Here is a 20,048-nt window from a genome sequence, read left to right as displayed (position 1 = left end):
GTTACAAACTTTCTAGCCAAGCTTCATCTCGAACTTCGATAGCAAGTTCTTGCGCCTTTTGAAGTTTACTTCCAGCATCTGCTCCTGCCACGACGAGGTCGGTCTTTTTAGACACACTGCCTGTCACTTTGGCCCCCAGACTTTCGAGTTTACTTTTAGCTTCTGAGCGCTTGAGCCGTTCCAATTTTCCAGTCAATACCACTGTCAAACCTGACAAGGCTGCATCCGCTACTACAGTTTGACCTTTATAATCCAGATTGACCCCAGCTTCTTTCAATTCTCTGAGGAGAATTTCAGAGCCTTCTGTCGCAAAATAAGTCTGGAGACTCTTGGCAATCACACCACCCAGACTCTCAATACTAGCCACTTCCTCTGGATCTGCCTGAACCAGATTTTCAATTGAGTGGAAATGTTGAAGTAACAGCTGACTGGCCTTGCTTCCGACATGGCGAATTCCCAAACCAAATAAGAGCTTCTCGGCAGAATTTTCCTTAGATGCTTGGATAGCCTGATACAGTTTAGCAGCGGACTTTTCCTTGATCCCCTCTAAAAGGAGGAAATCTTCTTCTTGCAAACGATAAATATCCGCCACATCCTTGACTAAATTAGCAGCAAAGAGTTTCTCAACAATAGATGGACCAAGGCCTGTAATATTCATAGCATCACGAGAAGCAAAGTGAATCAAGCCTTCCATGATTTGAGCAGGGCAACGCGGATTGATACAACGCAGGGCCACTTCATCTTCAAAGTGCAGCAAGTCAGAGTTACAACTTGGACAGTTTGTAGGGATATCCAGTTTCTCTTCAGAAACCCGTTTGGACTCTACTACACGTAAAACGGCAGGGATAATATCTCCAGCCTTATAAACGATAACCGTATCATCTTTTCGGATATCTTTTTCAGCAATATAATCCACATTGTGCAGAGTCGCACGGCTAACAGTTGTACCAGCTAGTTGTACTGGTGTTAGATTCGCAGTTGGGGTTACAACACCCGTACGGCCAACTGTCCAATCAACTGATAAGAGTTGAGTTTCTTTTTCTTCAGCTGGGAACTTGTAGGCTACTGCCCACTTTGGAGCTTTAACGGTAAAGCCAAGTTCTTCTTGGCCTGCTAGGTCGTTGACCTTGATTACCACTCCATCAATATCGTAAGGCAGATTTTCTCGTTCTTGTCCAACTTCTTGGATAAAATTCCAGATTTCATCCATGCTTTCAGCCAGAATTCGCTTAGGATTAACCACAAAACCTAGTTGTTCTAGGTGCTTCAAAACCTTTTCTTGACTATCACGAGTTGACGGGCTGGCTTCTTGATAGAGGAAGGTAGCAAGATTGCGCTTGGCAACTACTGCTGTATCCAACTGACGCAGAGTTCCTGCTGCCGCATTACGAGGATTAGCAAATTCAGGCTCTCCATTTTCTTGGCGCGCTTGGTTAACTTGGTCAAAGGAAGCGCGTGGCATGTAACATTCCCCACGAACTGTGATATCTAGTTCTTCTGGCAAGGTCAAAGGAATGTCCTTAACACGTTTGAGATTTTCTGTGATATTTTCTCCAATAGAACCGTCTCCACGTGTTGCACCAACAACTAAAATCCCCTTTTCATAAGTCAGCGAGATAGATAAGCCATCGATTTTCAGCTCACAAATATAGGTCGGATAAGCCACTTCCTTACGAACACGCGCATCAAAAGCTTCAAGCTCCTCACGTGAAAAAGCATCCTGCAAACTATAAAGAGGATACTGATGACTGTATTTTTCAAAACCATCTAAAATCTTGCCACCAACACGATGGGTCGGACTGTCTGCTAATACTTGATCTGGATAGGCAGTTTCTAACTCAACCAACTCTCTGTAAAGGCGATCATACTCATTGTCTGAAACCGACGGATTATCGCTGGTATAGTACTCAGTCGCATAGCGATTGAGCAAGGCGACTAACTCATTCATTCTTTTATTCATAAGACCATTTTACCATAAAACAAGCCCTCCTCACAAACGAGAAGGGCTGAAAAAATACTTAGATTGGAATTATTTTTAAAACTCAAACAGACTCATGTCTCTTTTTCAAAATGAGTTCGAACATAAATAAACGATATACAAGACAAGATGATAACACCACTTCCAATTATCAGGAAAGAAGAGAGATGTACACTTGGCAAGACTGTCATAAATCCTTTTGCAATAGGCATAAATAGAATAGCTAAGGTAAAAATTGTACTCAGTACTCTCCCAAGAAATTCGCCCTCAACCTTGGTTTGTACTTGAGTAAAAAAGTGAATATTAAAAATCGTCATAAACAATTCACAAACTAAATTTCCAGAAAAGGAAAGCAAATTTGGAAGTGGTAATCCCATCATAAAAACTCCGATACCTGTCAAAGCCAGTAAAATCAAAAGATTATAAACATTAGCTTTAATTTTACTAGCTAGAAGAGCCCCAATGATGGAACCAATAGCCCCCATAGTTAAAATACTTGCATAGGCTCCTTCTGACCCGTAAAGCTGATTCGAAAAGGGGAGGAGAAATTCAAAAGCGGCAAAAAAGAAATTAACGCTGGAAGCTACCAGCAAAAGGAAGAATATTTCTTGCTGATGCCAGATATAGTGTAACCCATCCTTGATATCTACAAAAATATCTCTCCCAGTAAAAGCCTTTTTCTCTTGAACTTTTGCTTCCTCTTTTGGAAGGAAAGACACTAAAACAAAAGCAATGAAAAAAGTCAGCGAGTCTAGCAGTAGCGTCATATGGAGACTTGCAAACTGTAAAACAAGGAAGGAAAGAACAGGAGAGCTAACACCTACAACCTGCAAGACCAACTCCAAACGAGAATTATAGAGGACCAGTTCATCCTTCTCTACCAATTCTGTGATAATGGCCTTATTTGCAGGTCTAGAAAAGGCAAAAGCAATAGCCTGCACAATATTAGCAACAATCAAAGCCCCAATCATCCAGCTGTCATTCCTTATAAAAGAAATAGCCAGACAAAGAATCCCACAAACAAGGTCTATCGTCATTAAAATCTTACGACGAGAAAAACGGTCTGAAACGACTCCGCCAAAAGGATTTACAAGAATAGATGTGACGAGTTCAGAAATCTGATACATTCCTAAAACTGTCTGCCCGATAGTCCCCATGGACGCCAACCAAACACTATTTCCATAATCATAGAGCATATTCCCTATCTTATTAACAGCTCCGCGACTAATCAACTGTACTGCATAGCGATTCATATAAAAACTCCTCTCAAATTTTGAAACTATTGTATCAAAACCGAAAGGAGCTTTTTTCTTTTTCCCTTATTTGGGAAAATTAATCTTTGACAAATTTTTCGTAGTGTTCCTGATAGTAGGCTACTTGCTCTGGGAGACCTAGCACATCAAAAATATGCATGGCCTCTTGCATTTTGCTACAACCTTCTTTACACTGTCCCTTTTGATATAAGGCAAAGCCTTTTAAATAATGAAAAACATTACGCTCATAAAGCTTAATACCTTTACCAATAATCTTCTCTGTATAAGCATCAAAATAACTTGCATTGTCAAAAGAAAGATGCTCTAAACAATGCTGGTAACAATTGAGGGCCAAAATCAACACTAATCTCTTATGGCGACCAATCTCTTGGTAAAATTCCTCCCTCTCCATAACTTCTCTACCAATCTGAGTGACATAGTCCACATCGTAGAAACTATAGAGGTTACCGAAAAGAATCAACTCATACATAGTCCATTCTTCTGTTTTGAAGAGATAATCTGCTACCTTATCCAAATCATCCTGCTTCATATCATAACTCGAATCTCTTTGACAAATCAGACCCTGTAACAAAATCCAGTTCAGCTCAAAATAAAGGGGAGTCGTCGAACTCTTAGCCTTTTCAAGTTGTTCTTCTTGAAGCTTTTGAAAACCTGCAATATCATTTGAGTAGTAAAGTGGGATAATCTGTGCCATCATAGCAACATGTTCATGATTTTGAAAATCCCTAGCCTTGTCCATGAAATTTTCAATGGTCACATGAATATTATCCAAAATTTCAAAAAAACGTGAGACTGCTAGGTCAGATTCCCCAAGCTCAAAGCGAGATAACTGAGAGGTAGAGCAGGATTCGCCTGCTGCTTCCTTTAAAGAATAATTTCCACTTGTTCGAAATTCACGAAATACTTTTCCAAGATGTTCCATCTTTACACCTGCTCTGATAATTCTTCCCACTCAAGCATATCTTCTTCCTGACGGTGGCTGATTTCATCCAGCTCTGCCTGCAATTCCATGAGTTTGTTGGCATCGTTTATTTCCAACATTTGTTCAGAAATGGTTTGACTTTGACTTTCTAGCTCTTCAATTTCAGCTTCTAGACTTTCGATTTGTCGCATGAGTTTGCGGACTTCTTTTTGACTTTCTTTCTGGGCCTGATAGTCATTGACTGGACTTGCTTCCTTTGCTTGATTGCTAGTTGAAGCTTCCTCAGTCTGACTCATTTCTGCTGTTGCTTTCTTTTCAACATAGTAGTCGTAATCTCCAAGGTAGAGAGTTGAACCATTCTCAGACAATTCCAAAACATGAGTTGCCACACGATTGATAAAGTAACGGTCATGGCTGACAAAGAGCAAGGTACCATCAAAGTCAATCAAAGCATTTTCCAGCACTTCCTTGCTATCAATATCCAAGTGGTTGGTCGGCTCATCCAGAATCAAAAAGTTGTTGTTTTCCATAGACAATTTAGCAAGAAGTAAACGTGCTTTCTCCCCACCAGACAGCATGCCGACTGATTTTTTAACATCATCTCCCGAGAAAAGGAAGGCACCTAGACGATTACGGATTTCAACTTCTGGTGTCAGTTTAAAATCATTCCAGAGTTCATCCAATACAGTATTACTTGGTGTCAGCTTGCTTTGGGTTTGGTCATAGTAACCAACCTCAACATTAGCTCCAAAGCGCTTCTCACCCTTGATAAAAGGAATCTGCTCCACGATAGATTTGATAAAGGTTGACTTTCCAATACCATTGGGACCAACGATGGCGACAGCATTCATCTTACGAAGGTCTAGGTTGATAGGCTCTGACAATACTTCCCCATCATAACCAATAGCCGCATTTTCAACAGTCAATACAACATTCCCCGACGTTTTCTCAGACTGGAAGGTCATGTTGGCAGATTTCTTGCCAGCTTCAGGCTTGTCCAAACGGTCCATTTTTTCCAGTTGTTTTCGGCGAGATTGGGCACGTTTGGTCGTTGAAGCTCGGACTAGATTGCGATTGACAAAGTCTTCCAGAGCAGCGATCTCCTTCTGCTGCTTTTCATAGTTTTTTGCCTCAGTAGCTAGTTTTTGTTCCTTCAGCTCAACAAAACGAGAGTAGTTGCCCACATAGCGATCCAAGGAATGCTTGGTCAAATCCAGCGTAATCGTCGCAACCTTGTCCAAGAAATAACGGTCGTGGCTGACAATAATGAGGGCACCGCTATAGTTTACCAAGTAATTCTCTAGCCAGGCAATGGTTTCAATATCTAAGTGGTTGGTTGGCTCGTCCAAGACCAAGAGATTAGGCTTTTCAAGGAGCATTTTAGCTAGAGCCAAACGAGTATTTTGACCACCCGAAAGCTCGGCAATTTTCATCTGCCACATAGATTCGTCAAACTTGAATCCATTTAAAATCGCTCGAATATCAGCTTCATAGGTAAAGCCGCCTGCTTGGTGAAAATTTTCAGATAAGCGGTCGTAATCTGACATCAGCTTATTTAAGTCCTCACCAGACTTTTCACCCATCTCCAGCTCCATCTGACGAAGTTGTTTCTCAGTCCGACGCAAGTCATCAAAGACATGAAGCATCTCATCGTAGATGGTATTTTCAGACTCAAAACGGCTATCTTGGGCTAGGTAAGACAGAGAAATATCTTTTTTCTTATTGATTTCTCCGCTAGTTAGCTCCTCTTCTCCAACTAAAATCTTCAAAAGAGTAGACTTACCTGCACCATTTTTCCCAACAAGGGCAATCCGGTCTCGTTCATCAACCTGCAGGTTAATATTATCGAAAAGAACCTCTCCTGCAAAAGAACGTTCAATTTTATTAGCTTGTAAAATAATCATACAAACAGTATAGCATGTTTCCCTAAGGCATTCAAGATAATCGTAAGTATTTTAGCGAAGAATTTGTAACATAAAATAAATTATGTAAAATTTGTATTGGATTCCTTCACTATCTTGTTGGATTTTCTAACAAGATAATCTTGCTTCAAATAGTTATCGCACAATTCTATTATTTAATTCTTTTCCATTATATACGTACGTATAGCAGATTGAAATAAGATGAGAACAAATCGATTGAGGAAGTAAAATTAATTTCTATAAATGTTTTAGAAATTGTTTCGTACTATTTTAGATTTACCTACTATATATACAATATTTTCGGAGCATTCAACTTTTTAACTCTATTTATTACTAGATTTCATAATTAAAAAGCCTGTCACACAAGCTCAAATACTTGATATGACAGGCTTTTTGAATGCCAATTATTTAACAGCGTCTTTAAGAGCTTTACCAGCTTTGAATGCTGGAACTTTAGAAGCTGCAATTGTCATTTCTTTACCAGTTTGTGGGTTGCGACCTTTACGTTCTGCACGCTCACGAACTTCAAAGTTACCAAAACCGATCAATTGAACTTTTTCACCAGCTGCAAGATAGTCAGCTACTGCTGCAAATACAGCTTCAACTGCTGCTGCTGAGTCTTTCTTAGTCAATTCTGTAGCTTCTGCTACTTTAGCGATCAAATCTTGTTTGTTTGCCATGTTAACGATTCCTCCAAATAATTTCTAATTAACAAATATAATCATATCCTAAAATCCCTCTTAGGTCAAGTTAAAAACGCTATTTCTTCCCATTTTATTTATTTTTTAGGAATGGTAACGTACCAAAATAGCCCACGCATTCTCACCCGTGTGAGTTTGAATAATGGAACCTGTTTCTAAAACAGAAATTGGCTTTTCAACATAAGCTTGTAAGCTTTCTTTCATCTCTTTTGCCCAATCAGCACTACCAGAATATGAAATTCCAATCTCTGCTACAGAACGTTCAGAGAGAGATGTTGTCAACTCATCTAACCATTTTTTAAAGGTTTTAGTTCCACGACCTTTAACCATTGGCTGCAATTCATGGTCTTTCATTTGCATGACAACACGGATATTGAGAAGGGAGCTCAACAATCCAGTTACACGGCCAATTCGTCCACCTTTGACAAGATTTTCCAAAGTTGAAACGCCAATATAAAGTTCTGTGTTGTTTTTAACCTCTTCTACATGAGATAAAATTGTCTCCATGTCTTTGCCTTCTTGTGCTAATTTAGCAGCTTCGACAACTTGGAATTTCAAGGCTTGGTCAGTGAAGGAACTATCGATAACTGTCACATCGGCAGTAGATAAACTAGCACCTTGGCGCGCTGCTTCTACAGTCCCCGAAAGAGCATGGGACATATGAATAGCAAGAATCTGGCTACCATCCTTGCATAGGTTTTCAAACACTTCAGCAAAGACACCTACAGGCGGCTGGCTTGTTTTCGGAAGATTCTTAGCTTCTTGCATCAAGTGAAGAAATTTACCTTCTTCTTTCAAATCAGCATCAGAATAAACAACATTATCAATCATTACAGATAATGGAACAATTGTAATATCTAATTGCTTTACTAGTTCAGGTTCAATAGTAACAGATGAATCGGTTACAATCTTAATTTTTGTCATAGTATCAATCTTTCTATTTTAGGATTCAGATTGGTTTCCTTGCTTCTAATTATATCAAAAAAAAGATTAAAAATCCTAATGGAGTCAATCAAATTTTCTGTAAAATTTGATATAATCAACTTATAAGAAAAGAGGTGTCCTATGATTAAAAAAATTTACCCCATTTTTACCATTTTACTAGGTGCTGCTATTTATGCTTTTGGACTGACTTATTTTGTAGTTCCCCATCATCTCTTTGAAGGAGGGGCGACAGGCATTACCCTCATCACCTTTTATCTTTTTAAAATCCCTGTTTCCCTCATGAACCTGCTGATTAATATTCCCCTTTTCATCCTAGCTTGGAAGATTTTTGGAGCCAAATCCCTCTATTCTAGTTTACTAGGAACCTTAGCTTTGTCCGCCTGGTTAGCTTTTTTTGAGCATATTCCCCTTCATATTGATCTTCAAGGTGATTTACTAATCACAGCCCTTATAGCGGGAATCCTATTAGGAATTGGCCTTGGAATTATTTTTAATGCTGGAGGTACAACTGGCGGAACTGATATTCTAGCTCGTATTCTCAACAAATACACTCATATATCCATAGGAAAACTGCTCTTTATCTTAGATTTTTGTATTCTCATGTTGATTCTCCTAATCTTCAAGGATTTGAGATTGGTTTCCTACACGCTTTTGTTTGATTTTATTGTTTCTCGTGTTATTGATTTGATTGGTGAAGGAGGATATGCCGGCAAAGGCTTTATGATTATCACAAAACGTCCTGACCAACTTGCTAAGGCAATTAATGATGACCTCGGAAGAGGTGTTACTTTTATTTCTGGTCACGGCTACTATAGTAAAGAAAATTTGAAAATCATCTACTGTATTGTCGGTAGAAATGAGATTGTGAAAATGAAAGAAATGATTCATCGAATCGATCCTCAAGCCTTTATAACCATTACAGAAGCCCATGAAATCCTAGGAGAAGGATTCACCTTTGAAAAAGAATAAAAAGAGGTAGTGTAGTGATCTCAAAAGTTAGACTACATCATCTATCTTTTGGGTTACAGACAACCTCTTTTTTGTTTTATTTACTCAAGCTCTTAAGACCAATTCCGAGTTACTTCTTCATCAGTCTTTAACTGATCCACTAATTGGTCAACTGAGTCAAATTTGGTCATATCTCGAATGCGATCAAGCCAATAAACCATGACGGTTTCCCCATAAATATCTTGATTAAAATCAAAAATATTGACTTCAAAACGTGCTTCTTCTCCATCAAAGGTCACATTTTTCCCGACACTAGCCATAGCACGATACTTCTGTCTTTGAATCTCAACATCAACGACATAAACGCCATCTGCTGGCATATAAGTACGGTCTAAAAGCACTAAATTCGCTGTCGGATAACCAATTGTACGACCACGAGCATTACCATGAACCACCATACCTCTTGATGGAAGCGGTGCCCCCAAAAGTTTTCCTGCTTCTTTCACATCTCCATCTAAAATAGCTTGACGGATACGAGTTGAACTAATCTTTCCTTTCTCATCTTCTACAGGTGGAACAATGATAACTTCTCCATCAAAGTAATCCTTTAAATCTTCTGCTGTTTTTTTGTCAGAACCAAATGTATAATCAAAACCTGCAACAATAATTTTGGCATTCATAGCCTTGATATAAGTTGCAAAAAATTCTTCTGCCGTGAGACTAGCGAATTGACTACTAAAATCAAGGAGATATAATTCTTCTACACCTTCGCGCTTTAATTTTCTTTCACGTTCAGCAGGGTTCAAAATATGCAAAAACAAATCTGGATGATAAGGCTCTAAAGCGATCTTTGGAGATTCATTAAAGGTCATAACGACGATAGGCAATAAATCCTTTCTCGCAGCCTTGTTGGCAACACGAAATAATTCTTGATGCCCCTTATGTATGCCATCAAAATAGCCGAGAACAACGACTGAATCAGATGGTGTGCCAATATCTTTTTGGTTTTTTATAGGAATAGTAATAATCATAAAATAATTATATCATAGCGATAGCTATTTCTGGAACAGAAAATCTGAAATGTCGTTTTTTTCACCTGAAGTGTAGCTGTTTTCAAAAAGCACTTCACTCTATCGTTGCTTAACTATGAACTTTGCAATATTCTTCTCAAAAACTTGTAGGACATCTTCAAAAGTTTGAAAGGAGTGATTAGACTTGTTCGGTAACCATAAAGTGTCATACTATGCTTATGTATGAAAAAGCAATGCAACTAACTCCTGAGAACTTTAAATTACTAATTGGTGCCGAAAAGGTAGAATTTAGAATCGAGGTACACCTATGGCTGTAAAATTTACAAAATGAGACAACTTGGGCAAGATGTTTGAAGAATTTCCTAAACTCCCTGATTTGAAGCAAGTCACTTTCCCTGATGACAAAGAAAAAGCCAAAGCAGCAAAGAAAAACTAGATGACTGCTTTCCAACAACTCCCATCTAATGTGCTTCAGACTGGGTTATTTTTCTCTCCATCTGTTATCTTGGATTCTCGCTAAAGAATATCTTTTTCCTTATCAGAAGGAACGGCTCAAGCCATTCAGACAAGTGAAGGGATGACAAGCCAATATTTGAAACCAGATACCAGTTCTTATTTCATTTTACTATATTAAAAAGTATGGGTACCAAACAAAAAACAGGCTCTCCGAAAACTCGGAAAGCCTTATTTAATGCTACTTCTAGCTTCCTCGCCTTTACAGTTCAAGGCTCGGGATAAAAAGGTTCACTGAACCTTTTTATTTAGCGATTGGGTAAACAGAAACTTGTTTTTTATCGCGTCCTTTACGTTCAAAGCGTACTACGCCTTCAACTTTAGCGAACAAAGTATCGTCTCCGCCACGACCAACGTTTACACCTGGATAGATGTGTGTACCACGTTGACGGTAAAGGATTGATCCACCTGTTACAGTTTGTCCGTCAGCTGCTTTAGCTCCAAGACGTTTTGCTTGTGAATCACGTCCGTTTGATGTAGAACCTCCACCTTTTTTGTGGGCGAAAAGTTGCAAGTTGTTAAGAGTCATTTTTAACATAATGTTTTCCTCCGTGTTAGTTTTCTGTGATAACTCTGGTTTGGACGAACTCAGACGAGTTCTCCGATAAGTTTGCCATACCTAAGAAAAATGATTCAAAGAATAACTGGGTCATTTCTCTCTGGTGTGAAGGAAGATCTTTTGGAATTTCAACCATCAGATAACCACCTTCATCTTCGTTTAATTCTAGGATTGGTTCATAGCCTGCAAATTTCTCAATAGAATTGATAAAGTTAATGGCAAGCGTAGAAACCGATGCACACACGACATCTAAGCCGCATTCGCCACTCTCGGCGTGTCCAGTAATTTCCGCATTCCTCAGCTCGCCATCTTCGGCTCTCTCAAAGACTGCTTGTATCATGTGTTCTCCTTAAAATTAAGCGTTGATTGCGTTGATGACAACTTTAGTATATGGTTGACGGTGACCTTGTTTACGGTGGCTACCTTTTTTAGGTTTGTACTTGTAAGTAACCACTTTCTTTTGTTTTCCTTGTTTTTCAACAGTTCCAACCACAGTAGCTCCAGCAACAAGTGGAGTTCCGACAACAGTGTTTTCACCACCAACAAGAACAACTTCGTTAAAAGTAACTTCTTGACCAGCTTCAACGTTCAATTTTTCAACGTAAACTGCTTGACCAACTTCAACTTTAACTTGTTTTCCGCCAGTTTTGATAATTGCGTATGTGCTCATTATGCACCTCCTATGATTTTTATGGGTTTCCCCGACTTTTTGTGAAGACTCGCCTAGCATCGTGGGACGAACCACTTAAAAGAAGAGCTCTATGTAGAACAAAGTTTAAATTTGTTCTACGACGAGCAACGATGTTCGTGCGGTTGCACAGGATTGTGCATAGTCAACTCTCTAAGTATAGCATATCTCCTATTTTCTTACAAGTAATAACACCTAAAATCAAGCTTTTTCTTTTACTTTTTTCCGCCACGAGGCAAAAAGCATGCTGATATAAAAAATGCTCATCATAATAGGAACACCAAGAATGGTCTTTTCATGATAGAAAATCGTCAAATAGGCTGAAAAGACAACGCCAAGGATAAAACTACTAAGCAGGCTAACAAATATGAACCCTTCACGCAAAAAAGGAGTGTGCTTAGTTCGGAAATAATTTCCAAAAGCTAGCATTGTTCGTTTGATATTCCCTGTCATAAAGGCATTATTATAAGCAATACCCGAAACCTCACCAAAGGCAGTTGTCACCAGTCCCATACAGAAGGCCAAGGGCGGCACTAGATAGATATTATCTACAGTTTGTGGCACAAAAGCAATAATTATTGATAAGATTACCAAAGGAATCAGTGACAGAATTGGCTTTTTCACAATTCTCAATTTTTCCCTATAAATGGTTAGTAAAAAAACTCCCAGCATAAACGCTATTAAGGTTAAAAGCTTATCCCTAACATCCGAAACATTATTCTGTATTAGCTCTACCGAAAGAAAGACAACATTTCCAGTTTGTCCAGCTACAAGGGTATTCCCGCGAACAATAAAAGTGTAAGCATCCACATATCCAGCACAAAACGTCAAAAAAAGTGCTAACCTTTTAGACTGACGTGATATTTTTCTTATAGGTAATAACCTCATTTTCCCTCCCATTGTATTTTCTCTTAGAAATATTGTACCATTTTCTTTCTAAAAAATCGTAGGCTACCATTTAGATTTTACTATTAGCATAAAAATAATAATAGACAACTATTTATCCGAAAATAGATAGAGGTACCATGTTTGTAGACAAAGCATACAAACCTTTAGTAAAATCATTTCCATGAAACTAGAATAGAGCCCCTCTTAACAAAAATAATTATTTTAATTTATTTCTAATCACTCCTTGACATAAATAACTCTCACCAATAAAAGACTATGTCTTAAAAAAATGGTATAATAAAATCAATACTTGGGCTTGATGGCTATGCTACTAATAACAATTAGGAGAGAAAATCAGGCACTTGTTAACAACAAGGATTATCCCCTTGAGATGAAAGGAACTTTAGAAATCTTATGATGAACATGCAAAACATGATGCGTCAAGCACAAAAACTTCAAAAACAAATGGAACAAAGCCAGGCCGAACTTGCTGCCATGCAATTTGTTGGCAAATCTGCTCAAGACCTTGTCCAAGCGACCTTAACTGGAGATAAGAAAGTTGTCAGCATTGATTTCAATCCAGCTATCGTTGACCCAGAGGACCTTGAAACTCTTTCTGATATGACCGTTCAAGCCATCAACTCTGCTCTTGAACAAATCGATGAAACTACCAAGAAAAAACTGGGTGCTTTCGCTGGGAAATTGCCATTCTAAAAACAAGGACCTAGAGCAATACTTGTCGATAACAAAGGCTAAGAAAGGTGCAAAAATTATAAAAAACGCATAATAGCAAATGAACTGCACCCCAAAAGTTAGACAGAATAAATCTAACTTTTGGGGTGTTTTATTATGAAATTGAGTTATGAAGATAAAGTTCAGATCTATGAACTAAGAAAGCAAGGACAAAGCTTCAAACAGCTTTCAAAAAGATTTGGTGTGGATGTTTCTGGTCTAAAGTACATGGTGAAATTAATTGACCGTTATGGCATAGAAATCGTTAAAAAGGGGAAGAATCGTCACTATTCTTCTAAATTGAAACAAGAAATGATGGATAAAGTCTTACTGGAAGGTTGTTCACAAAGAAGTGTTAGTCTTGATTATGCCCTCCCAAACCAAGGAATGCTTTCATTTTGGCTGGCACAATACAAGAAAAACGGGTATACTATTGTTGAGAAAACAAGAGAGAGAGTACCTGAGAGCGGAGAATGCCATCCTAAAAAAGTTAAGAGAACTCCGATTGAAGGAGGAAAAAGAGAAAGAAGAAAGACAGAAATTGTTCAAGAATTAATGACTGAGTTTTCGTTAGATATTCTTCTAAAAGCCATTAAATTAGCTCGTTCGACCTACTACTATCACTTGAAACAGCTAGACAAACTAGATAAGAATCAAGAGCTTAAAGCTGAAATTCAATCCATTTTTATCGAACATAAGGGAAATTATGGTTATCGTCGGATTCATTTAGAACTAAGAAATCGTGGTTATCTGGTAAATCATAAAAGAGTTCAACGCTTGATGAAAGTACTCAATTTACAAGCTAAAATGCGACAGAAACGAAAATATTCTTCTCATAAAGGAGACGTTGGTAAGAAAGCAGAGAATCTCATTCAACGTCAATTTGAAGGCTCTAAAACAATGGAAAAGTGCTACACAGATGTGACAGAATTTGCCATTCCAGCAAGTACTCAAAAGCTTTACTTATCACCAGTTTTAGATGGCTTTAATAGAGAAATTATCGCCTATAATCTTTCAACTTCACCCAACTTAGAACAAGTAAAAACAATGTTGGAACAGGCATTCACAGAGAAACGCTACGAGAATACGATTCTCCATAGTGACCAAGGCTGGCAATATCAACACGATTCTTATCATCAGTTTCTTGAGGGTAAGGGAATTCAAGCATCCATGTCACGTAAGGGTAACAGTCCAGACAATGGTATGATGGAGTCATTCTTTGGGATTCTGAAATCGGAAATGTTTTACGGTTATGAGAAGTCATTTCAGTCGCTTAAGCAATTGGAACAAGCCATTGTAGACTATACTGATTACTACAATAATAAACGAATTAAGGTAAAACTAAAAGGACTTAGCCCTGTGCAGTACAGAACTAAATCCTTTGGATAAATTAATTGTCTAACTTTTGGGGGTCAGTATAAAATGCACTCAATATTATGCGTTTTCTCATGAAAAATTCTCTTTTCATACTCATTTAAAAGGGAATTTATCGTTTTACGGACATGTATATTACAGATTTCTATAGGTCGTATATAGACAGGATATCATCGCTTGGAAGTTGTCCTTTTTGACACCAATCAGTAATTTAGTTCTCAGGAGTTAATGGCAGTGCTTTTCGTACATAGTTTCATAACTACAGTATAGCATAGTATATCGCTTTATAGTTTTCACTATTGATGAACTGCTTGAGCTGCTGTGATAAGGGTTAACTTGTAAACATCATCTGCATTACATCCACGAGAGAGGTCGTTAACAGGCTTGTTCAAACCTTGCAAAACAGGACCTACTGCCGCAAAGCCACCAAGACGTTCAGCCATCTTGTATCCGATATTTCCTGCCTCGATACCTGGGAAGATGAAGACATTTGCTTGACCAGCTACCGTACTTCCAGGAGCTTTCAAAGCTGCAGTTTCAGGAACAAAGGCTGCATCAAATTGCAACTCACCATCGATTTCAAGGTCAGGGCGCAAGTCGTGAGCAATTTTAGTTGCTTCAACGACCTTATCAACGCTTTCACCAAAACCTGAACCTTTAGTAGAATAGCTTAGCATAGCAATTTTAGGCTCGATTCCAAACATCTTAGCTGTGATTGCTGAGTTGATGGCAATTTCAGCCAAAGCTTCTGCATCTGGATTGATGTTGATAGCACAGTCTCCAAATAGGTAACGTTCAGAGCCACGAACCATGAGGAAGGCACCTGAAGTACGAGTTACATTTGGACGAGTTTTAATGATTTGTAGGGCTGGACGAACTGTTGAAGCAGTTGAATGAATCGCACCTGACACCATTCCATCAACCAAGCCCAAGTAAACCAACATAACACCAAAGTAGTTTACATCTTCAACCAAAACCTTGCGTGCATCTTCTTCAGACATTTTGCCCTTGCGACGCTCCACCAAGGCAGCAACCATTTCTTCAAATTGAGGATAATGTTGAGGGTCAATGACTTCATAACCATCCATGATCCCTTCAATTTCAAGATAAATTTTAATTTTTTCAGGATTTCCTAACAAAACAGGAATCACTTCTGTTTCTTTTACCAAACGTTTAGTCGCTTGAAGAATACGTGGCTCTTCCCCTTCAGGGAGAACGATACGAGCATTTTTACCAACAAGGTTGGCTTTGAGACTTTCAAAAACTTCCATGAGTTTTCTCCTTTAAGATAATAATTATACTCTGAAACAGTTTTTATAGAGTATTAGTTGATAACTGGGTAATAAGGTTGCTGAAATCATCCGGCAAGGGACTTTCTAACTGCAAATCTTGCTCTAAAAATGGATGATAAAAGGATAGGTAATGGCAATGCAGGGCCTGACGTTGGATGCCGTCGTCCAGACTACCACCGTACAAATCATCGCCCAACAAAGGAAAACCAATATGAGAAAAGTGGACTCGAATTTGGTGGGTTCGACCAGTGTGCAGCCGAATGTCGACCAAGTGGATATTTCCATAAGAAGCTACAATCTTGTAGGAAGTATGGGCATATTTTCCACCTTTAGCCACCCGTCTGGTAATAATGGAGTCTTCATCACGCGCAATCGGGGCAATAATTTCCCCCTCTGACTCCAAGTGTCCATCACCTTTAACCAAAGCAAAGTAGCGTTTTTCAATGGACTTCTTCTGCAACTGCTTGTCCAATCGTGCATGGGCATAGCCGTGCTTGGCAAAGAGCATCGAGCCAGAAGTATCCCTATCAAGCCTGGTCACAATGTGAACTTGCTGATTTTCGTAATTTTGCTTGACGTAGTAACCCTTGATAAAATTGGCAATAGTATTGGAGTGGTTAACACTAGGAATAGAGGCAACTCCATAGGGTTTATTCAAGACTAGAAAATGGTCATCCTCATAGAGAATATCCAGTGGGCGCTCGATAGCTTCCAAGGTTTCAAAGCCTTCCTCAGCGGGAATATCGATAGTAACGCGGTCCCCAAGATCCAATAGATAGGTTGCATTTTGTGGTTGGTCATTGACCAGAATAGCCCCACCTCGAAACTTAATCTTGGCCAGAAGCCCCTTAGAAACCTCGTGCTTTTTTAAGAAGGTCTTAACCTTGACATGCTCATCTGCGATAAATTCAAACCTCATTCGTCCACCTCGCCGATAAAGGCATCCTTAACACGGTTCCAGAAACTAGTATGGCTAGGAGTCGCGACAAAGTGAATCTTATGATGATCGATTTGATACTCAATACGCTCAATATTACGGAAAGAATAAACGCTATTGTCAACCGAAATGGTATGGTAATCATTTCTCGTTGGAATGAGTTCAATCTTATCCTTCTTAGGAACGATAATGGAAGAGCCCAGCGTTCGATAGACACGATTATTGAGGCTGGCAATTTCCGTTAATTGCAAAGCTTCAATGGTAGGGTGTAAAACAGCACCGCCAAGAGACTTATTATAAGCCGTACTACCAGTCGGTGTTGAAACTGTTAGCCCGTCTCCACGAAAACGTTCAAAGGGAACACCATTGATGACAATATCTGCCACCATGGTTCGATCAGACCTGCGGATGCTGGCTTCATTGAGGGCACGAAAAATCTTGACCTCTCCATTTCCAAGAAAAACCTTCACATTTAGAACAGGATAAGAAACCCTTGCTCCGGTATCTAGCTGCAAATTGGTCATTAACTTATCCAACTCAAAATCACGATAATCGGTATAAAAGCCCAGATGTCCTGTATGAAGACCGATAAAGCGTACCTTATCAAGTTGGTCTTCATACTTATGAAAGGCCGATAAGAGCATGCCATCTCCACCAATGGAAATGACAATGTCCGGACTGCTATCATTGAGTATAAACTGATTTCTTTTCAAACGATCTCGCAATTCATACAAAACCCTTTGACTCTGCGGTTTTCTATTGGCTATCAGGTCAATTCGTTTACCTGTATTCTTCATCTGTATCGTCACTGTTTCCTACACCGTCATTTAATTTTCTACTCAAAGGATCAAAAAGTGCCTGGGCTTCTTGGATATCATCACGAATTTCACCCATTTCTTCATCCAACTGATGGGCGATTCTAGCTGTAATTTCCAGTCGCTTCTTAATCTCCTCTGGGAAATCCCCTTGGTACTTGTAGTTGAGAGAATGTTCTATCGTTGCCCAGAAATTCATGGCCAAGGTACGTATTTGAATTTCTGCCAAAATAGTCTTGGCTCCATTGATGGTATCAACCATATATTCTACTACCAAATGATAGGAACGATAGCCTGATGCTTTTCGATGAGTAATGTAATCTCGCTCCTGTATGATTCGCATGTCCTGACGCTTGTGCAAAATCTCCACTACTTCCTTAACGTCATCTACAAACTGGACCATCACACGCAAACCAGCAATATCCTGCAAATCGTGCTCCAAGGTCGCATAAGTAATACCACGACGGACCATTTTTTCTTTTATACTCTCAATTGGCTTGACTCGACCGGTCACAAATTCAATCGGAGAATGCTTATTTTGCTTACGATATTGCTTACGAATGCCACGAAGTTTAATCTTTAACTCACCAACAGCTTGAATGTAAGGATCTAGAAATTCTTCCCATTCTAAGGTCATATATTCTCCCTTATTCTCATATTATCCTTCAAAAATATCTTTGATTTTTTCTCCAGATTCATATACAATAAATACAATGCTTATTATACCATAAGTGAAAAACGTTTACAAATAGTTATCATCACTTGTAAATAGTTGAGTTTTTACTTATTTTTCGTTAAAATCATTTACACTAATTTCCATCGTTTTTTTAAATCGTATTCATCTTCGTATTCATTTTTACAATCATCTTTGCCCGTATAGTTGAGAAGGTTGCAATTTAATTCTAATAGTTTATAAATAGAAAACCGTGATTACTCACAGTCTTTTAAAAATAAAATAAAAAAACTCCATCAAAACTATTGACATTATGCAACCAAAGTTGTATAATGGATACATAAGGTTAAGGAGGAAACCTTAGACAAGGAAACTAGTAGAAAGGAACATGAAATGTTTAAGTTCAAAAAGAAACCACTCAAAGCAAAAACAAATAAGCTAGTAGTCAAAATAAACTTATTTATAATCAGCTTTGAATGGCACATCGAATTTGGATAGTGAAAAATCACTATCCACCCCTTCGGGGGTGTACTTAAATTATAACAGGAAAAACAATGAAAGTAAATCTTAAAGTTAGAAAAACCACCAAGCGTGAAAAAGTTGAATTTATTATTGGACTTCTTCTACTCCTATTTGCAGTTTGGTATTTTACGAGGTAATATATGTCAGTAGATATTGAAGCTATCCGCTGGCTTTTAGACAACGCCACAGCCTATGCTATTAGCAAAAACTGTGGCATGTCTATTCAGGCCGTGGACAAGTATAAAAATGGTGTATCGGATATTATGAATATGCGTCTAAAACACGCTATCAGCATGATAACATACGCCCAGGAACTTAAAAAGCAGTGATTTCGGTCACTGTTTTTTATTTTTAACAAAACACCGTTTTTGACAATAATACACCACGATTTCCTCTCCATATTCTTCATGTAAACGCTTTTTTGAACAATAGGATTGTGATTTTGCTTTCTAATCGTTCAAAATGTGTGTTTTTGAAAAATAAAAAAACCGCAAGCCTGAGCCTGCGGTGAAAAATTATTCTTTGTCTTTGTTTTTATTTTGATTATTCCCTGTAAACAAACCAATTAGCCCTAATGCAGTAGTTCCAGTTAAGACACTACCTGCAATTTGTTTATCTGTTGCTATTAAGTAAATTCCACCAATAATAACAACGAGGGCGATTAAAAAGCCAAATAACTGTCCCAATTTATGAGAAGCAATATTCCCTGATAAGTATTTATCTTCCATCTCTCTACGATGTTGGCTTTCTGCAATACCATTATCAATAATCTTTTGAGCAGCATCCGGATATAGCTCTTTATATCCTTTGAGAATATCTGGATGAGGTAGGTCACCTTGATAGATTTCCAACTTCTGTAAAACTACTTGACGCTGTTCATGTGGTAAGCGCTCGACTTCATCAACAATATTATTGACTTCAATCAAATCTTTATTCTCGGTATCCAAATTTCATTACCTCTTTCTGAATGCCCATCGTTGATTTCTTGTAATCACTTTTGACTTTCTTCCAGTCTGGGACTGTATCAGCTTTTACTTTCGAAATGTTCTGGTTAAAGCTAAAAACAGGCAATACAATTGCTGTCATACCAAGTAAAAAAGACTTAAAGTATTGAGGTTGTTTTGTATTTTTTAACATCCCAAATTCCTCCTACTCGCTCCATAATATTTTTTTGAATTAACTTGATTATGACATCTTTCTTTAAAAAAGTCAATGTTTCTTACTCTTTTTAACAAAAAAATCCCCACAAGGACGAGTCCTGTGGGGTAGATAAACATTTTAGAAAAGTTTTCCTTTCCTTTTATTTTTTTAAATTATTTAGTCGTAATCAAGCC

The 20,048-nt window shown here is 38.3% G+C and carries 21 protein-coding genes, 1 pseudogene and 1 other annotated feature; of the genes and pseudogenes, 5 read left to right on the top strand and 17 right to left on the bottom strand.

Annotated features, from left to right (window positions below):
* Position 1: 1 nt before the first annotated feature.
* The 6 genes from ligA to B4W83_RS00645 form a co-directional block, all read right to left on the bottom strand.
* On the bottom strand, positions 2-1,960 hold the full coding sequence (ligA, locus tag B4W83_RS00670) for an NAD-dependent DNA ligase LigA (protein WP_001042570.1): 1,959 nt from the start codon (positions 1,958-1,960) through the stop codon (positions 2-4).
* Positions 1,961-2,052: 92 nt separating this feature from the next.
* The gene (locus B4W83_RS00665) at positions 2,053-3,231 is read right to left on the bottom strand and encodes an MFS transporter (RefSeq protein WP_001083050.1); all 1,179 of its coding nucleotides are present in this window, start codon (positions 3,229-3,231) and stop codon (positions 2,053-2,055) included.
* A gap of 79 nt (positions 3,232-3,310) precedes the next feature.
* A complete protein-coding gene (locus tag B4W83_RS00660; RefSeq protein ID WP_000400538.1) occupies positions 3,311-4,174 on the bottom strand; it encodes an Rgg family transcriptional regulator in 864 nt (287 codons plus the stop codon).
* Positions 4,175-4,176: 2 nt separating this feature from the next.
* On the bottom strand, positions 4,177-6,078 hold the full coding sequence (abc-f, locus tag B4W83_RS00655; protein ID WP_000584841.1) for a ribosomal protection-like ABC-F family protein: 1,902 nt from the start codon (positions 6,076-6,078) through the stop codon (positions 4,177-4,179).
* Between the two features lie 422 nt (positions 6,079-6,500).
* Positions 6,501-6,776, bottom strand: a complete 276-nt coding sequence (locus tag B4W83_RS00650; protein ID WP_001284639.1) for an HU family DNA-binding protein — start codon at positions 6,774-6,776, stop codon at positions 6,501-6,503.
* 105 nt (positions 6,777-6,881) lie between these two features.
* Positions 6,882-7,721, bottom strand: a complete 840-nt coding sequence (locus B4W83_RS00645; protein ID WP_000161383.1) for a DegV family protein — start codon at positions 7,719-7,721, stop codon at positions 6,882-6,884.
* Positions 7,722-7,862: 141 nt separating this feature from the next.
* Here B4W83_RS00645 and B4W83_RS00640 point away from each other — a divergent pair, with 141 nt between their 5' ends.
* On the top strand, positions 7,863-8,711 hold the full coding sequence (locus tag B4W83_RS00640) for a YitT family protein (protein WP_000592055.1): 849 nt from the start codon (positions 7,863-7,865) through the stop codon (positions 8,709-8,711).
* A gap of 92 nt (positions 8,712-8,803) precedes the next feature.
* Here the strand turns inward: B4W83_RS00640 and B4W83_RS00635 are convergent, their stop codons facing one another.
* The gene (locus tag B4W83_RS00635; protein ID WP_000587435.1) at positions 8,804-9,721 is read right to left on the bottom strand and encodes a bifunctional riboflavin kinase/FAD synthetase; all 918 of its coding nucleotides are present in this window, start codon (positions 9,719-9,721) and stop codon (positions 8,804-8,806) included.
* A 529-nt stretch (positions 9,722-10,250) separates the two neighbouring features.
* Here B4W83_RS00635 and B4W83_RS13865 point away from each other — a divergent pair.
* Positions 10,251-10,340: pseudogene (locus B4W83_RS13865) on the top strand (TIGR03943 family putative permease subunit); the annotation flags it as partial.
* Positions 10,341-10,478: 138 nt separating this feature from the next.
* Here the strand turns inward: B4W83_RS13865 and rpmA are convergent.
* From rpmA to B4W83_RS00605, 4 genes are all read right to left on the bottom strand, one after another.
* Positions 10,479-10,772, bottom strand: a complete 294-nt coding sequence (rpmA, locus tag B4W83_RS00620; protein WP_000916509.1) for a 50S ribosomal protein L27 — start codon at positions 10,770-10,772, stop codon at positions 10,479-10,481.
* Between the two features lie 16 nt (positions 10,773-10,788).
* Complete coding sequence (locus B4W83_RS00615; protein ID WP_000613692.1) at positions 10,789-11,133, bottom strand: ribosomal-processing cysteine protease Prp; 345 nt, start codon at positions 11,131-11,133, stop codon at positions 10,789-10,791.
* Between the two features lie 15 nt (positions 11,134-11,148).
* Positions 11,149-11,463: a 50S ribosomal protein L21 gene (gene rplU, locus B4W83_RS00610; RefSeq protein WP_000109141.1), complete on the bottom strand. Its 315-nt coding sequence runs from the start codon at positions 11,461-11,463 to the stop codon at positions 11,149-11,151.
* Between the two features lie 35 nt (positions 11,464-11,498).
* Positions 11,499-11,618, bottom strand: a sequence feature (ribosomal protein L21 leader region).
* 64 nt (positions 11,619-11,682) lie between these two features.
* The gene (locus tag B4W83_RS00605) at positions 11,683-12,381 is read right to left on the bottom strand and encodes a YoaK family protein (RefSeq protein ID WP_000509046.1); all 699 of its coding nucleotides are present in this window, start codon (positions 12,379-12,381) and stop codon (positions 11,683-11,685) included.
* Between the two features lie 402 nt (positions 12,382-12,783).
* On the opposite strand from B4W83_RS00605, the gene B4W83_RS00600 reads away from it, so the two are divergent.
* Both B4W83_RS00600 and B4W83_RS00595 read left to right on the top strand, forming a co-directional pair.
* Positions 12,784-13,083, top strand: a complete 300-nt coding sequence (locus B4W83_RS00600; RefSeq protein WP_000981524.1) for a YbaB/EbfC family nucleoid-associated protein — start codon at positions 12,784-12,786, stop codon at positions 13,081-13,083.
* Positions 13,084-13,218: 135 nt separating this feature from the next.
* On the top strand, positions 13,219-14,490 hold the full coding sequence (locus B4W83_RS00595; protein ID WP_079247603.1) for an IS3 family transposase: 1,272 nt from the start codon (positions 13,219-13,221) through the stop codon (positions 14,488-14,490).
* Between the two features lie 281 nt (positions 14,491-14,771).
* Here the strand turns inward: B4W83_RS00595 and pta are convergent, their stop codons facing one another.
* Genes pta through yjbM form a run of 4 tightly spaced genes read right to left on the bottom strand, consistent with a single transcriptional unit; the run spans position 14,772 to position 18,156 of the window.
* Positions 14,772-15,746: a phosphate acetyltransferase gene (gene pta / locus B4W83_RS00590; protein ID WP_000451579.1), complete on the bottom strand. Its 975-nt coding sequence runs from the start codon at positions 15,744-15,746 to the stop codon at positions 14,772-14,774.
* Positions 15,747-15,789: 43 nt separating this feature from the next.
* On the bottom strand, positions 15,790-16,686 hold the full coding sequence (locus B4W83_RS00585; RefSeq protein ID WP_001209995.1) for an RluA family pseudouridine synthase: 897 nt from the start codon (positions 16,684-16,686) through the stop codon (positions 15,790-15,792).
* Positions 16,683-17,501: an NAD kinase gene (locus B4W83_RS00580; protein ID WP_000799048.1), complete on the bottom strand. Its 819-nt coding sequence runs from the start codon at positions 17,499-17,501 to the stop codon at positions 16,683-16,685. Before B4W83_RS00580 ends, B4W83_RS00585 begins: the two co-directional genes overlap by 4 nt.
* The gene (yjbM, locus tag B4W83_RS00575; protein ID WP_000171689.1) at positions 17,485-18,156 is read right to left on the bottom strand and encodes a GTP diphosphokinase; all 672 of its coding nucleotides are present in this window, start codon (positions 18,154-18,156) and stop codon (positions 17,485-17,487) included. Before yjbM ends, B4W83_RS00580 begins: the two co-directional genes overlap by 17 nt.
* Before the next feature lie 698 nt (positions 18,157-18,854).
* Between yjbM and B4W83_RS00570 the strand changes: the two genes are divergently transcribed.
* The gene (locus B4W83_RS00570; RefSeq protein ID WP_000109850.1) at positions 18,855-19,043 is read left to right on the top strand and encodes a hypothetical protein; all 189 of its coding nucleotides are present in this window, start codon (positions 18,855-18,857) and stop codon (positions 19,041-19,043) included.
* Between the two features lie 186 nt (positions 19,044-19,229).
* On the opposite strand, the gene B4W83_RS00565 is transcribed toward B4W83_RS00570, so the two are convergent.
* Positions 19,230-19,661: a DUF2335 domain-containing protein gene (locus B4W83_RS00565; RefSeq protein ID WP_000379281.1), complete on the bottom strand. Its 432-nt coding sequence runs from the start codon at positions 19,659-19,661 to the stop codon at positions 19,230-19,232.
* Complete coding sequence (locus tag B4W83_RS00560; RefSeq protein WP_000917045.1) at positions 19,645-19,851, bottom strand: hypothetical protein; 207 nt, start codon at positions 19,849-19,851, stop codon at positions 19,645-19,647. The genes B4W83_RS00565 and B4W83_RS00560 overlap by 17 nt, the downstream gene beginning before the upstream one ends.
* Positions 19,852-20,048 lie beyond the last annotated feature (197 nt).

The sequence above is a fragment of the Streptococcus pseudopneumoniae ATCC BAA-960 = CCUG 49455 genome, from assembly GCF_002087075.1.
Classification (GTDB): Bacteria; Bacillota; Bacilli; order Lactobacillales; family Streptococcaceae; genus Streptococcus; species Streptococcus pseudopneumoniae.
This window is presented reverse-complemented; position numbering and strand designations above follow the sequence as displayed.

Bases quoted from the DNA above. Each gene is read 5' to 3' on its own strand.
- B4W83_RS00635 (WP_000587435.1), bottom strand. From the start codon at position 9,721: ATGATTATTACTATTCCTATAAAAAACCAAAAAGATATTGGCACACCA.
- B4W83_RS00560 (WP_000917045.1), bottom strand. From the start codon at position 19,851: ATGTTAAAAAATACAAAACAACCTCAATACTTTAAGTCTTTTTTACTT.
- B4W83_RS00650 (WP_001284639.1), bottom strand. From the start codon at position 6,776: ATGGCAAACAAACAAGATTTGATCGCTAAAGTAGCAGAAGCTACAGAA.
- pta (WP_000451579.1), bottom strand. From the start codon at position 15,746: ATGGAAGTTTTTGAAAGTCTCAAAGCCAACCTTGTTGGTAAAAATGCT.
- yjbM (WP_000171689.1), bottom strand. From the start codon at position 18,156: ATGACCTTAGAATGGGAAGAATTTCTAGATCCTTACATTCAAGCTGTT.
- B4W83_RS00570 (WP_000109850.1), top strand. From the start codon at position 18,855: ATGTCAGTAGATATTGAAGCTATCCGCTGGCTTTTAGACAACGCCACA.
- B4W83_RS00595 (WP_079247603.1), top strand. From the start codon at position 13,219: ATGAAATTGAGTTATGAAGATAAAGTTCAGATCTATGAACTAAGAAAG.
- B4W83_RS00580 (WP_000799048.1), bottom strand. From the start codon at position 17,501: ATGAAGAATACAGGTAAACGAATTGACCTGATAGCCAATAGAAAACCG.
- B4W83_RS00640 (WP_000592055.1), top strand. From the start codon at position 7,863: ATGATTAAAAAAATTTACCCCATTTTTACCATTTTACTAGGTGCTGCT.
- B4W83_RS00645 (WP_000161383.1), bottom strand. From the start codon at position 7,721: ATGACAAAAATTAAGATTGTAACCGATTCATCTGTTACTATTGAACCT.
- B4W83_RS00605 (WP_000509046.1), bottom strand. From the start codon at position 12,381: ATGGGAGGGAAAATGAGGTTATTACCTATAAGAAAAATATCACGTCAG.
- rplU (WP_000109141.1), bottom strand. From the start codon at position 11,463: ATGAGCACATACGCAATTATCAAAACTGGCGGAAAACAAGTTAAAGTT.
- rpmA (WP_000916509.1), bottom strand. From the start codon at position 10,772: ATGTTAAAAATGACTCTTAACAACTTGCAACTTTTCGCCCACAAAAAA.
- B4W83_RS00660 (WP_000400538.1), bottom strand. From the start codon at position 4,174: ATGGAACATCTTGGAAAAGTATTTCGTGAATTTCGAACAAGTGGAAAT.
- B4W83_RS00615 (WP_000613692.1), bottom strand. From the start codon at position 11,133: ATGATACAAGCAGTCTTTGAGAGAGCCGAAGATGGCGAGCTGAGGAAT.
- B4W83_RS00600 (WP_000981524.1), top strand. From the start codon at position 12,784: ATGATGAACATGCAAAACATGATGCGTCAAGCACAAAAACTTCAAAAA.
- B4W83_RS00585 (WP_001209995.1), bottom strand. From the start codon at position 16,686: ATGAGGTTTGAATTTATCGCAGATGAGCATGTCAAGGTTAAGACCTTC.
- abc-f (WP_000584841.1), bottom strand. From the start codon at position 6,078: ATGATTATTTTACAAGCTAATAAAATTGAACGTTCTTTTGCAGGAGAG.
- B4W83_RS00665 (WP_001083050.1), bottom strand. From the start codon at position 3,231: ATGAATCGCTATGCAGTACAGTTGATTAGTCGCGGAGCTGTTAATAAG.
- ligA (WP_001042570.1), bottom strand. From the start codon at position 1,960: ATGAATAAAAGAATGAATGAGTTAGTCGCCTTGCTCAATCGCTATGCG.